The organism is Bacteroidetes bacterium SB0662_bin_6 (assembly GCA_009839485.1).
Taxonomy (GTDB): domain Bacteria; phylum Bacteroidota; class Rhodothermia; order Rhodothermales; family VXPQ01; genus VXPQ01.
This window is the reverse complement of record VXPQ01000039.1, coordinates 17,944-31,703: the sequence shown is the minus strand read 5'-3', so window position 1 is coordinate 31,703 and position 13,760 is coordinate 17,944. Positions and strand designations below refer to the sequence as shown.

The 13,760-nt window shown below is 60.1% G+C and carries 10 protein-coding genes; 3 read left to right on the top strand and 7 right to left on the bottom strand.

Features of this window, described 5'->3' with window-relative positions; genetic code table 11:
* Window positions 1-4 precede the first annotated feature (4 nt).
* Entirely contained in the window at window positions 5-1,069 is a 1,065-nt protein-coding gene (locus F4Y00_07525; GenBank protein MYE04803.1) for a TRAP transporter substrate-binding protein, read from the bottom strand.
* Window positions 1,070-1,118: 49 nt separating this feature from the next.
* On the opposite strand from F4Y00_07525, the gene F4Y00_07520 reads away from it, so the two are divergent.
* The gene (locus tag F4Y00_07520) at window positions 1,119-2,621 is read left to right on the top strand and encodes a sulfatase (GenBank protein MYE04802.1); all 1,503 of its coding nucleotides are present in this window, start codon (window positions 1,119-1,121) and stop codon (window positions 2,619-2,621) included.
* Window positions 2,622-2,749: 128 nt separating this feature from the next.
* Here F4Y00_07520 and F4Y00_07515 read toward each other — a convergent pair whose 3' ends face one another.
* The gene (locus F4Y00_07515; GenBank protein MYE04801.1) at window positions 2,750-3,637 is read right to left on the bottom strand and encodes a PIG-L family deacetylase; all 888 of its coding nucleotides are present in this window, start codon (window positions 3,635-3,637) and stop codon (window positions 2,750-2,752) included.
* A gap of 49 nt (window positions 3,638-3,686) precedes the next feature.
* Entirely contained in the window at window positions 3,687-4,535 is an 849-nt protein-coding gene (locus F4Y00_07510) for a sugar phosphate isomerase/epimerase (GenBank protein ID MYE04800.1), read from the bottom strand.
* 188 nt (window positions 4,536-4,723) lie between these two features.
* On the opposite strand from F4Y00_07510, the gene F4Y00_07505 reads away from it, so the two are divergent.
* On the top strand, window positions 4,724-6,028 hold the full coding sequence (locus F4Y00_07505) for an NCS2 family permease (protein MYE04799.1): 1,305 nt from the start codon (window positions 4,724-4,726) through the stop codon (window positions 6,026-6,028).
* An 88-nt stretch (window positions 6,029-6,116) separates the two neighbouring features.
* On the opposite strand, the gene F4Y00_07500 is transcribed toward F4Y00_07505, so the two are convergent.
* Window positions 6,117-7,619: a Gfo/Idh/MocA family oxidoreductase gene (locus F4Y00_07500; protein MYE04798.1), complete on the bottom strand. Its 1,503-nt coding sequence runs from the start codon at window positions 7,617-7,619 to the stop codon at window positions 6,117-6,119.
* A gap of 300 nt (window positions 7,620-7,919) precedes the next feature.
* Here F4Y00_07500 and F4Y00_07495 point away from each other — a divergent pair, with 300 nt between their 5' ends.
* Complete coding sequence (locus F4Y00_07495; GenBank protein ID MYE04797.1) at window positions 7,920-8,981, top strand: amino acid ABC transporter substrate-binding protein; 1,062 nt, start codon at window positions 7,920-7,922, stop codon at window positions 8,979-8,981.
* A 27-nt stretch (window positions 8,982-9,008) separates the two neighbouring features.
* On the opposite strand, the gene F4Y00_07490 is transcribed toward F4Y00_07495, so the two are convergent.
* From F4Y00_07490 to F4Y00_07480, 3 genes are all read right to left on the bottom strand, one after another.
* Window positions 9,009-10,301 carry a beta-lactamase family protein gene (locus F4Y00_07490; protein ID MYE04796.1) on the bottom strand — a complete coding sequence of 431 codons (1,293 nt, stop codon included), beginning with the start codon at window positions 10,299-10,301 and terminating at the stop codon, window positions 9,009-9,011.
* 88 nt (window positions 10,302-10,389) lie between these two features.
* Window positions 10,390-11,868 (bottom strand): arylsulfatase, encoded by a 1,479-nt coding sequence (locus tag F4Y00_07485; GenBank protein ID MYE04795.1) that lies wholly within the window; start codon window positions 11,866-11,868, stop codon window positions 10,390-10,392.
* A gap of 55 nt (window positions 11,869-11,923) precedes the next feature.
* A complete protein-coding gene (locus F4Y00_07480; GenBank protein MYE04794.1) occupies window positions 11,924-13,708 on the bottom strand; it encodes a choice-of-anchor B family protein in 1,785 nt (594 codons plus the stop codon).
* Window positions 13,709-13,760 lie beyond the last annotated feature (52 nt).

The window sequence follows — 13,760 nt, the reverse complement described above, 5'->3', positions numbered from 1 at the left end:
TCCACTACCGGACCTCCCGGATGCGTTCAATCAGCGAATGGATGACCGGATCGTCCCGGTACGCCTCATACATGGAGGCAACCCCCTCCGCAAAGGGAGTAATATCCGGCTCGATGATCTCAACGCCCGCCTCGCGCACCGCCGCCAGCGACTCATTCACGGATTCGGCCCAAAGGGCACGCTGACGGACCGCCGATTCGAGCGCGGCTTCCTGGAGCCACTCCCGTTGCTGCTCCGTGAGATCATTCCAGAGCGTCATACTGACCAGCACCACATCGGGCACGGCGGTGTGCGCATCCAGCGTGTAATACTTGCACACTTCATAATGTCCGGACAGGTAAAACGATGGCGGATTGTTCTCCGCGCCGTCCACCACGCCCTGCTGAAGCGCTGTGTACAGTTCGCCCCATGCGATCGGCGTAGGCGAACCGCCCAGTGCCTGCACCATGCGCATGGCAACCGGGCTTTCCTGCACCCGGATCTTGAGTCCCTGCAAATCGGCAGGTGTCTGCACCGGCTGCGTCTTCGTGTAGAAACTGCGCGTGCCGGCGTCGTAGTAGGTCAGGCCGCGCAGCCCGAATTCCTGCCCGCTGGCAAGAATATCCTGCCCTACTTCGCTGTCCCAGAACACATCGAAACGATGTCGTTCGTCCCGGAAGAGATACGGCAGCCCCAGCACCTGGTACTCCGGAACGAATCCTTCCAGCGCCGCCGATGACACCTTGGTCATGCCCACGCTGCCGATCTGCAGGAGCTCCAGCAGTTCGCGCTCGGTGCCAAGTTGCTGGCTGGGGTATACATCCACCCGCATTGTCGAATCGGACTTTGCGGCAAGGTGCTCGCCGAGATACACCATGGCCTGATGCACGGAATGCGACGCGTCGAGGCCGTGGCCCATTTTGATGACGACCACATCGGAGCCAGAAGTACACGCCGACAGACATAGCGCCGCAGTCAGGCACAACGTTTTTCCAAATCGCACGGGTTCGAATCGTAAACGAGTGATGCAGTATCTTTTGGGGTCGTACCGCCGACACACCCTGCAAGTGGCTTCCCGAAAGTACGGCATACTTGAGATACAAACAGACCCGCTCTCCCCATTTTTTTGCATCCCGTCCATGTCCCGAAATTTCTTTCCCGCCATCCTGTTGCTTGCGGCAGCTATGAGCGCCGCTGCCTGCGGCGAAGCACCCGCCCCCACCGACCCGACCAACTTCGTGATTCTCGTGGCAGACGATATGGGATGGGAGGACGCCTCGCCCTACGGCCATCCTTTTATCCGGACGCCGAACCTCCAGCGGCTGGCCGACCACGGCATGCGCTTCGACTATGCCTTCGTCACTACCAGCTCATGCAGCCCCAGCCGGGCTTCCATCCTGACCGGAAAATACCCGCACCAGACCGGCGCCGAACAATTGCACTGGCCTTTACCTGAAGACCAGACTACGTTTGTAGACCTTCTTCGAGAGGCCGGATACTGGACCGCATCGGCAGGCAAATGGCATCTGGGGGATGCCGCCGTAGCGCGATTCGATCTGGTTATCCAAGGGGGCGGGGAACGCACGACCGAAGAAGCGAGCGAAAACGAACTCATGCCGGGTGGAGGATACGCCAGCGGCGCCGGGGCATGGGTGGACGCCCTGAAGCAGCGGCCCGAAGGCCGGCCCTTCCTTGCATGGCTTTCTTCGTTCGATCCCCATCGCCCCTACCAGGAGGGCATCCTCGATACTCCCCATGCCCTTGAGGATGTGGTCGTCCCTGCCTATCTACCCGACACGCCGGAAGTGCGAAAGGACCTCGCATTGTACTATGACGAAATTGCCCGGCTGGATCACTATGTCGGCAGCGTGCTGGACGAACTGGACCGGCAGCAGGTCGCGGAAAACACGTTCGTACTGTTCATAAGCGACAACGGAGCTCCGTTTCCCCGCGCAAAGACCACGGTATACGACAGCGGCGTCCGCACCCCGTGGATCGTGCGTTTTCCGACCGGGGTGAAGGCCGGCTCCACAACGGCCAGCCTGGTGAGCACCGTGGACCTTGCGCCCACGCTTCTGGACCTGGCCGGCATAGAAAGCCCCTTCTCGTTCGAGGGAGAAAGCATCGTGCCCATCCTTAACGACCCGTCCGCTGTGGTACGCGATCACATCTTTGCCGAGAGAAACTGGCACGACTTCGACGACCGCGTGCGCGCCGTACGCGACAGCCGCTACAAGTATATCCGGAACTTCTACACGGACATTCCCAACGGCCCGCCTGCCGACGCCATCCGGGGGGACACTTTTCAGAAAATGCGGGCGCTCCGGGATGAAGGAAGCCTGACCCCGCATCAGCACATTGTGTTCGATACTCCCCGCCCGGAAGAAGAATTGTATCTCGTCGCAGACGACCCGCAGGAACTGTACGATGTGTCACAGGACTCCGCGCACGCCGAAGCCCTCGAGCGCCTGCGCGGCGTGCTGGGAGCATGGCAGGAGGCAACGGGCGACACAAGTCCGGCAGCACGCACTCCGGACGAATACGACCGGGAAACCGGAGACGCCCTTCCGAATCGCACCTTCCAGCGCATGCCGCCCGGAAAGGAAAACACCCTGGAGAATCCGGAGAACGCACTCGAATGACCCCCCACGTAAAAAGCCGATTCCCCCACGCCCCGCAACCCGCAACCATCAGGTAGCACCGGCTTTCAACCGGACACGTCGGACCAGGGGCAAGCGCCCCTTGTGAGGCACATCGAACGAAACGTAATCTACTCGTCGAAGGTGGGAAACAACGCCCGGAGTTCTTCCTCGCTGGGTTGGCGTCCGTACTCGGAAATCTCGAACGCTTCGGCGTAGACGATCGCGCGACCCTTCTCCTCGCCGTACAATTCGATGAGCCGGTCGCGGTACTTGTCGGCCACGGCAGCGCTGCGGGTTTTCATATAGTCCAGAATGAATTCAGTGCGTTCCTCCGGATCCTCCGGGACGTTCGGCAGATACCGCCCCTGCCAGGAATCCGCGTCGGAAAACTGGGAAGGCATGGCGCGGATACAATCCCACTTCGCTTCCGCCGCCTCGTCGATGCCTACCACCAGGTCCGGCTGGAACGGATAGGGCTTTTGGAAGCCGTCATACAGATACAGGAAAATGGGATTACGGTCCACGCCAAGCGTCAGGGCCTCGAAAAACGGCGCGACCACGGTTACGGCGGCATCGTCCACGAGCTCGCCTGTGTAACGATGATCCGGATGGTAATCGTATCGCCGGTGCGCCATTACAATATCCGCATCCCATTCGCGAATGGATCGCACGACCTTCCTACGGTTCTCCAGCGTCGGCATGAGCTCCCCGTCGTGAATATCGTAGACTTCCGTCGTAATCCCGAAAATATCCGCGCAGACGGACACCTCGGCTTCGCGCCGCTGCGCAAGCGGGCCGCCTGATTGTTCGAAATGGCCTATATCGCCGTTGGTCGTGGACACGAACTTCACGGCGGCGCCTTCCTGCGCCCAGAGATACGCCACGCCGCCGGCTTTCAGTTCGGCATCGTCGGGATGCGCTCCGAAAGCGATGACGCGTAAGGGTTCAGCCGATTGCGCATGGGCCGATACGACGGCAAAAAACAGGATCAGGAAAAAAGAGACAGTGTAGCGCATAGGTACGGGTAGAGATCGTTTGTGCAACGGGGACGGGATTTTCGAGCGCTTACCCGAGGATGTCGTCGAGGTACGCGTAGCTCGCAGCAATGCTTGCCACCGGATCGTCGCCGGGTCGGTCGTGCTCGACAATGCCGTAGTGCAATCCGGCCTGCTCTGCCTTGGCAAAAATGGCCGGGAAGTCGATGCGCCCCGCACCCACGTTGGCGAGCTCTCCCTCCTCGTCGATGTCCTTCAGGTGCCACAGGGGAAAGCGTCCGGGATGGCGCTCGAAATACGCAAGCGGGTCCTTTCCGGCATGTTCGATCCAGGCCAGATCGAGTTCCATGACCACGAGTTGCGGATCCGTTTCATCGAGTAGCACATCGTAGGGCAGGACGCCGTCCAGTTCCTCGAATTCGAAGCCGTGGTTGTGGTAGCCGAACCGGACGCCGGCCTCCTTGCATTTCTCGCCAAGCTCGTTGAATGCGGCGGCGGCTGTCTTGTAGGCGTCGAGGTCAGCCCGCATGGCCGTAGGCAGCGCGGGCACGACGACATATTCCATGCCCAGCGTAACCGCCCCTTCGATAATGGTGTCCGGATTTTCCTGCACCATAGGCATACCGAAGTGTCCGGAACGCGCCTTGAGGCCCAGATCGTCGAGGATTTTCCGGACATCGGCAGGCGTGTGCCCGTAATAGCCCGCAAACTCGAGGTTCTTGTAGCCTACTCCGGCAATCTGTTCAAGTGTCCCGGCGAAATCGTCACCGAGGATGCTGCGCAGCGTATACAATTGCACGCCAATGTGCGAGAGATGACCGTCGGCGGCGGAAGCAAGCGCAGGGTAGCCTGCGCGGCTCCATGCGAGTCCGCCGGCTACGAGCGCGCCGGTGCGTTGCAAAAAGGAACGTCTGTCCATGACAGGTAAGTGCTTTGATTGGGAGAGATTAAGGGATCGCTTGCATAACGTACGGAAAAAATTCATTCTCTCAAGGATACTCTGGTTAACTTTGTTTGCGGAGATTGGCCTAATTTCGATGCAGTTTCCCTGCCCGAGGCCATGCCGGCAATCCGGAGCTCGGCGCCCCCAATCCATTGCGCAACACGATGTCTTCCCTGCTGAACCGCCTCGAACGGTACTTCGATCTGCCCGCCCTCGGCACGTCGGTGCGGACAGAGGTCCTCGCCGGCACAACGACCTTCCTGGCGATGAGCTACATCATCGCCGTCAACCCCGCCATTCTCGCCGACGCCGGTATCCCTCCGGCAGCCGCAGCATTCGCGACCTGCCTGATGAGCGGACTCGGCACGATCGCCATGGGATTGTGGGCCCGTCTGCCGCTCGCGGTGGCACCCGGCATGGGGCTGAACGCGTTCTTTACCTACACGGTCGTGCAGGGTATGGGCCTCGGTTGGCAGGAGGCGCTCGGGGTCGTATTTCTTTCAGGAGTGGTTTTCGTGCTGCTTACCGTCGTGGGCGTACGGCAGGCCATCGTGCGCATGATGCCCCGCGAACTGCTTCCCGCCATCGGGGCAGGCATCGGACTTTTTCTGATGATGATCGGCCTGAATAACGCCGGGCTGATTCAGGCGCATCCGGCCACGCTCGTAACGCGCGGCGACCTGACTTCGCCGCAGGCTCTCCTGGCGATCGGAACGTTGTTTCTGATTGCAACACTGCTGTCGCGAGGCATACGGGCCGGCATCCTGATCGGTATCGTCGTAGCCACGCTGGCAGCCATCCCGCTGGGCATGCTTGGAGGAGGAGGCGCCCAGGAAGGCGGCGCACTGGATGCACTCTTTGCGCTCGACCTGCAGGGCGCCTTGTCCATCGGACTGCTGGATATCGTTTTCGCCATGCTTTTCGTGGATTTCTTCGATTCCCTCGGCACCGTGATCGGGCTGATCAAAAAAGCAGGGCTCGAAAACACCAAAGGAGAGGTACCCCGTCTCGGACGCATGCTGGGGGTAGACGGGGCAGCGACGATAGGGGGCGCGCTGACCGGCACATCCACGGTGACCACCTATATCGAAAGCGCCGCGGGAATCGCCGCCGGCGGACGATCCGGCTTGACGGCCGTCGTCACCGGCGTATTGTTTCTCATCGCCCTGCCGGCCGCATTCTTTGCGACCTCCATTCCGGCAGCGGTCGTGGCGGCGGCCCTGATCATCATTGGCGCCACCACGGTTGGGCTGGCGCGAGAAATCAACTGGGATAACATCGACACGGCGGTCCCCGCGATCCTGATCATGGCGGGCATGCCGCTCACGTTCAGCATTGCGGATGGGCTGGCGATGGGACTGATCGCCTTTTCCGCCCTCAAGATATTGCGGGGGCGCGCAGGCCAGGTTTCCTGGCTGGTGCATGTGCTCGCGGCCCTTTTCCTCCTGCGCTACGTATTCCTGGCCTAACGGCAAGAAGACATGCCGCACACGGTGTACATCTCAGAACAAATACCTGATTTGCAAACCATGTGCGGCTCTCCGTGGAATGATCCGGCTACAGTTCCCAGCCTTCCCGGTACGTACGACGTGAAGAAACATCGGCGTTCGTAAACGTCATGTTCTCCGAATCCCAGAGCAGACGCGTGGCCGGATTCTGCACGGCGGCGATACCCAGCGCTGTCGTCTCCGCAAGGCTGGCTGCTTCGCTGAACGATCCGCGCGAGGGCTCCTTCGTACGCACGGCTTCGGTCCACTCGTCGTCCTGATTCATCTCGCGGACATCCTCTTCCTCGATATTCATGGACGTCATCCGATGCTCCGGAAGCAATCGCGGATTCTCTCCCCGAAAGCCGCAAAGGATTTTGCCATTCGAGCCCACGAACAACATGCCCTCGCCCGGAAGTTGTCCATCAGCCATGAACAATTCCTCCGGAGTCTGCGGTTTCATGGAGCCGCTATACCAGTAGACATCCACTTCGGGGCGATCTTCCGTGCGGGGATGCCGAAAATGAATCTGGCTGGCGCTCGGAAAAGCGACCGGCGAATAATGACGCGTCTGGCATACCAAGTCATCACCCAGAATAACGCTCTTGCTGGTGTATGCTTCCACCATGTCCGGCGCCCCTAACTTAAGGAAACGATGCGGCTGCCACAGACTGTAATTGCCCATGTCGCCGAGGCACCCTGCGCCGTAGTTGTACCAGCCCCGGTACAGCGTGTGCGCCAGAAGCGGATGGTACTGCTGATGCGGGATGGGCCCCTGCCACAGGTCCCAGTTTAACCCGTCGGGAATCGCCACCTGCTCCTGGGGATAATCAGGCCATGCCTGGGGCCATACGGGCCGATTGGTCCAGTTATGCACTTCAAGGACATGCCCTATGGCGCCGATTTCCAGCCAGGCCTTCAGGCGCCCGTGATTTTCCGGCGCACTGTAGGCCAACAGGTGCGTCACGGCGCCGGTTTCCTTTTCCGTCTCGAGAACACGGCGCACTTCATGCGGCGAAAGCCCGACCGGCTTGTGCATGATGACCGCCTTCCCCGCCTTCATGGCGGCAATGGAAATGTGTGCATGGAGGTGATCCGGCACAATAACGACCACAGCGTCCGCGTCGTCTTCAGCGGCAAGCATCTCCCGGTAATCCTCGTACGTGCGCACCCCATCGGAATCGCCGGACTCGGCATAGTACGTGTCAATAACGAGCTTGGCATAATCGCGGCCGCCGCGCGTGCCCGTATCTCCCTCGCCCCAGGAATCATCCTGCAGCAACCGGCGGATACTGCGCCGCGTGCCGAACCGGCCCCAATCCACATAATCCTGCGTATCGCGGTTGGGATCGGTGACGCTCGTGATCCGGACGTCGTCGCGCTGCATCGTACCACCGTTCAACTGACGAAGCGCCTGGGTACCGGCGCCAATCTGCGCAATGTTGATTTTGTCGCTGGGGGCTACAAAGCCCGCACCGCCCAGTACATGACGAGGAACTACAGAGAGAGCCGAGGCCGCCGCCATGCCCCCGATAAATTTTCTGCGTGAGAAACCCTTTTTCGATCCTTCCATCAGCGTGTTGCGTCTTCGTGAGTAGTTGACCGGGATGAGTACATCTTCCCGTGGCTATAGAGGCTATCGCACCTGCAATACCACCGCGCCTGTGTATTCCTTTTGAAGGTACAAATTTTTCATTTGCTATCAAGCCTTGTGTGATGCCGTGCCAAAATGCGCACCTCGGCAGTCCCTGACCGCATCGCTTTCCCGATCCGAATCGGCGTGCGCAACCCCTGCGCCGCGTCTTGCGATCAGATAAAAACATATGCTATCTTTGTTGCGGAAACTTCCTTGCCGTGACCGGGACCACCCGCCTTGTTCGCTTCAAAACGACCGCGTCTTTCCATCGCCGCCGGCGCCGCATGGCTGCTGGCGATTCTGATGTACGCATCAGGGTGTTCGCCCGCAGATCCAATGTCCGCCGCGGGCTGCGTCGACGAAGGCCGAACACTGAATCTCGGCTTCTACGCTTTCTTCGCGCCCGTCAGTTACAGCGCCGACGAGAATCCGGAATCGCCCGGTTTCGGCGATCACCGCGGCTACGAAGCAGATCTGGTCACCGCGCTGGAAACCATGAATGAGACCAATCTGTCATTCGACCGCTACCCTGTCGCCGAGTGGGGCGGGATCTGGCTGAAACCCTCCGCGACAGGCTACGATATGGCGGGCGGAGGAATCACGATCCTCGAATCGCGAACGAAGGATGAGACCGGAAGCAAAGTGGTCGAATTCACTGCCGGACACATCACATTCCGGCAATCGTTGCTGGTGCGGTCGGAAGACGCCGATCGCATCGCCGCCTACGCCGATCTGACGAACGAAATCCGCGTCGGCGCATTACCGGCGACAACCGGCGAATTCAGGCTGCTGCAAATCACCGGTCTGATAAACTCCGACGGCGTACTGGTCGAAGGGACACAGATCGAAACGCCCGACGGTATCCTGACGGCCGACGGAACGGCGGACTACACCATCTCAGCCGGGTATGTCTCGCCTGCGCTGCGTCTTCGAAGCCATCTACATCCGCCTGCTGCTTCCATGCCGCAGATCGTCTACCTCGGCGAATTGACGGGAGAAACCGAACTGCTGAATGCGCTTCGCGACGGCGATATCGATGCAATCGCCCGCGGCGAAATCGGCAACCGCGACGCCAGCAGTATCTCCGACGGAACGTTCGCTGTTACAGCGCTCGACACTGCGATCGAATTGGGCGGTTTCACGCTCAGCGTCAACGACGCTCCGTTGCGTGCATGCATCGACGAAAGAATCGACTGGCTGACCGACAGTATGCAGATCGGTTATGCCCAATGGCGCGAAGATCCTTCCGTCTTCATGCAACGCGCCCGGCTCTGGAACGAGAGATCCGATTCCTTCTGACTTGCGCTCCGACTCAGTCCATGCGCGTCAATCCACCAGCGCCTGGTAGACAAGCGCCCGGATACGCTGGTGGTCGTCAAGACCCTGGGCAGGAATAACCTGCGTCATATACGAAACGACCAGTTCCTCCGCCGGATCGACCCAGTACGTGGAGTGATAGGCCCCTCCCCACCAGTACGCTCCCGGAGAACCCGGCAATCCGCTCCATCCAAGCTCCTCGATAACGCCGAAACCGAGACCAAACCCGCTGCCTCCGTCTCCCTTCCATGCATCGCGTACATGATCAACCGTCATCAATTGGACCGTCTTGGGCGACAGAATACGGGCCCCGCCCAGTATGCCTCCCCGCCGGAGCGCCTCCAGAAAGCGGGCATAGTCTCCCGGCGTGGAAACCAGACCGGCGCCCCCGGAAAAACTCTTTCGCGGCCCCTCGAGGTACATGCCCTGGCCGACCATGTGACCCGGATCCGGCGCGCGAACCATCCCGTCCGCTTCCGTCAGCGAGTACACCACAGCGAGCCGGTCCGCTTTTTCCGGAGGCACGTAGAAATGCGTATCCGCCATGCCCAGCGGCTCGAATATTTCGACCCGCAGAAATTCGTCCAGCGGCATGCCGGAAGCCCGCTCGATAACCACGCCCAGAATGTCCGTGGCGTAGCCGTACGCTAATTGCCCGCCCGGTTGGGCGTCCATGGGCAAATCCGCCATGCGCTCGACCGTTGCGGCGATCGGTTCGTCGCGGTCCGCAAAATACCAGCCCTGAATACCCGCCTCTACCCAGCGCTCGGCGGCGGGGCCCCAACCGTATCCGATACCGGCGGTGTGGGTAAGCAGATCGCGCACAGTGATTTTGCGCTTGGCAGGAACTATCTCATAGCCCCCTTCCTCTTTCTCCACGGCCACCGTGGTGCTGTCGAATTCGGGAATAAAATCGCTCAGGTCCTGATCGATCAGCAAGCGTCCCTGCTCCTGCAAAATCATCACGCCCACGGAAATGACCGCCTTGGTCTGCGAAGCGATACGAAAAAGATCGGTGACATCGAGCGGTTCTTCCGCCTCACGGTCCCGGTAGCCGAATGCCCTGGCATAGACGACATGCCCGCGCCGGCCTATTACCAGTGCGGCGCCCGGTAGCCGTTCTTGCTCGACGTACTGTTCGAGTGCCGCATCGATGCGTGCAAGCCGTTCCGAAGAAACGCCCGCATCCTCCGGGGTGGCCGGTGCAAAAGACTGGGAGAAAGCCTGCGTCGCCGCGGGCGCACAGAAGAGCAACGCTGCAAGCAACACAAGTACAGCGCGGAAGCAGAGCAGCGATCCCATGGATTCGATCCAGGTGATCTTGCCGTTGCTTCTGTAATGATCCGGGGTTGCGTTCCGGATATCCACGGCGTCGTACGGTTTCATTATATCAATGTTGAGCGGGAGCTCCGGTCATAGGGCGGCTGTATCCCTGTTCCCGGTACCGGGCGAGCAAGGCGGATAGCCTTTCGACGACTTCCGGATGCTCCGCATACAGATTGTTCGTCTCGCCCGGATCATCTCCAAGGTGGTATAACTGCCCCGGCGGATCTCCCGGGCCCGGCTCGACGGATACCGGCTGTGTGAAACCGCCCGACCCAAGTCCTTCGATCAGCTTCCAGGAGCCCTGCCGGATAGCGAATGTGCCGTTAACCGAGTGATGCACGGTGGCCTCGCGGATGGGTCCTTCCAGAGATTCACCCAGCAGCACGGGCGTCAGATTGTAGCTGTCTTCACCTGCATCGTCGGGAAGCATCTGCCCGGTAACGGAGGCGAACGTCGCCATCAGATCGACGAGCGAGATCAGTTCATGGCTCACCGAGCCTGCTTCGATCCTGCCCGGCCAGCGGGCGACAAAGGGCACGCGGTGCCCGCCTTCGTAAATGTCCGCCTTCATCCCGCGCCAGTCAAGATTCGCCCGGTGGTCGAACATTTCGATTTCGTACGGAAGCCAGTGGGCGCCATTGTCGCTGGTGAACACGACCAGCGTATTTTCCGCGACGCCCGCCTCGTCGAGTGCGTTGAGGATATCCCCCACGCCGGCATCCACTTGCACCGCGAAATCGCCGTAGGTTCCGGCGCCGCTGCTCCCCAGGAACGGCTCGGTCGGCAGCCAGGGCGTATGCGGTGCGGAGAAGGGAACGTACAGAAAAAACGGCTTGTCGCCCGCCTGCATCACATATTCCACGGACTTCTCGACGGTACGGGGCAGCACATCCACATGCCGGAAATCCGGCGCAATGCCGCCTCCCCGGTAAAAATCTTCCTTGCAACAGGGCCGGGAAGCCTCTATGGAATCCGTGGGCAATTGCTCGACCCGGTCGTTCTCGAACCAGACATACGGTTCGAAGTCAAGCGACGACGGAATGCCGAAGTAATAATCGAATCCCAGGGAAACCGGCCCCGGACGAAGTGGCTGGGCATAGTCGGTCCGTTCGGCGTCTCCCAGCCCCAGGTGCCATTTGCCGATGCCTGCCGTTGCATAACCGGCTTGTCGCAGCATCCCGGGAAGCGTCAGGCGGGTCGTGTCGATCAGGTTCGGAGAATACCCCACCAGCACGCCTCTTTTCAGATGGGTCCGCCAAGCGTATCGTCCGGTAAGCAATCCGTAGCGCGTGGGCGTACATACGGCGGACGGCGAATGGGCGTCCGTGAAACGCATACCCTCCGCCGCCAGCCGGTCGATGTGCGGCGTCGGAACCTTCGAATCCGGATTCGAGGCGCCCGGATCGCCGTATCCCATATCGTCTGCAAGGATGACTACAATGTTGGGCAGCGGAGCCGCTTGTTCGGAACCGCCGCAGGCCGCCCACACGACCGCCAGCGCACACAGTGCAAAGCCGGAAAAGAGAAAACGAATAGCACGCATGATGGGAAAAATACAGCCTCAGTGAATACTCTGAGGAAGATACGACCAACCTGCCTTATTTGACCAGCGTCATCGTGCGGGCCACGATCTCCTCCCCGACCTGTAAGCGGTACACGTACGAACCACTCGGCAAATCACCCCCGTCGAACCGCACTGTGTGATGGCCCGCAGGCCGGGAACCGTCGACGAGTACCGCCACTTCCTGCCCGAGCAGATCGTACACCACAAGACGGACTTTACCGGCCTGCGGCAAGGCATACCGTATCGTCGTCTCCGGATTGAACGGATTGGGGTAGTTACCTGTAAGCTTCACTTCAGCGGGCAATTCCTCGCTCTCTGCGCTTACGCCTACCGATAAGGACGGCGGCGCAAGAACGAATAACCCGTCATCCATACTGGAAACCACAATGATTCCGCTCTTGAAAAAGGGATAACTGCTCCAGGAGCCTATAAAGCCTGGTAGATCCGATTGAGGATAGACATCGAAATAAGCCACTTCGCGGATGTCGTCGGGCGACAACGCACCGTCGTAGGAAATATCCATGACGCGCAATCCGGCCTGATAGTTCGCTTCGTACAACTTGCCTTCATGGATGTACAGGTTATGATCTATGGCAGGGGTCGGCCCATGCCAAGCGCCCACAGGAGCAGGGTCGTCCAGCTTCTGCACATCGAAGATCAGGGTTCGGGTCGAATCAGCATAGCCATGGCCTTCGTCCAGTTCGTCGTTCACGAAGAGATAGCGGTGATCTTCCGTCAGCCACCCCTGATGCGTGTAGCCAATGCGCGGATATTCGAACAGACCCAGTTCTTCGGGCGAAGCCGGGTCCGTCACATCCGTAATGGCTCCGCCCGCCTCGTCAAAACTGATGCAAATATCTTTCCCGGCGTATCTTGTATCCGGCCCTCTGTATCGAACGCATTGCGCATCGTGCGTATACCCCCGTCCCCGCGACGGGGTGTAGCACCCTGCGAACGCGGGCTGCGCCGGATCGTTCATGTCCACGATATGCGGCCCCGCGCCGCAGGCAAAGCCACCCGGCGCCTCATGATCACCCTGTATGCCCACGATATATACATGATCCGATATATCGTTGACCACTACATTATGCGCCGAACGGATGGCGTCGTACAGGGCGGTAGGCCCGAAGGTTGCCGGAGGATTCGTCACATCCCGGAGTTGCGAAAGATCGAACGCCTGCATCCCGTGTGCGCCAGCGGCGTCGGCTACAATCACGGCATGATCGTTCACCACCTTTACGTCGCGCCAGGAACTGGACCAGGCATCGGGTGTCTTCGGCAACATACCGACGAACAAGGGATTCTCCGGATCGCTCAGGTCGAAGAACGCAACGCCGTCGACCCGGCCAAGCAGCGCGTATTCGACATCCGTAACGGGATCGGTCCAGCCCCAGATATCATTGAAGCAGTATCCTGAACGAGGGCATGGAAATCCCTCCATCTCCTCCCGGGGTACGAAGGCCAGCAAATCCAGGTCCTTGCAGGGATACCCGGCGGCTTCTCCGTCCACACAAGGCACCCGCCCTGTAATGCGCACCGTTCGGGAAACTCCGTCGTGCGCGTCATCCACGCTCACCGACGCGGCCTTGCCATCCCCGGCCTGCTGCTGCAAAAATCGACCCGAAGAAGCCTCTGCATTAGAAACGACGAACAGAAATAGAAGACCGGCAAAAGCGTACCGTGCAAAACGGACGGAACAACCGGAAAAAATATTCCCCCCTACCGCTTTCGCGAAGATTCCGGGGGAGTGGAGCCCTTTAATCGTGTAAGATAGAGGCCGGGAAACGTTTACGGTATACCGCATGCGTGCGTTATGCATTTTGCCTCCCCGTTTTTTGTCAGCGCGCGGGAAAAAACTCTGGTGAATACCC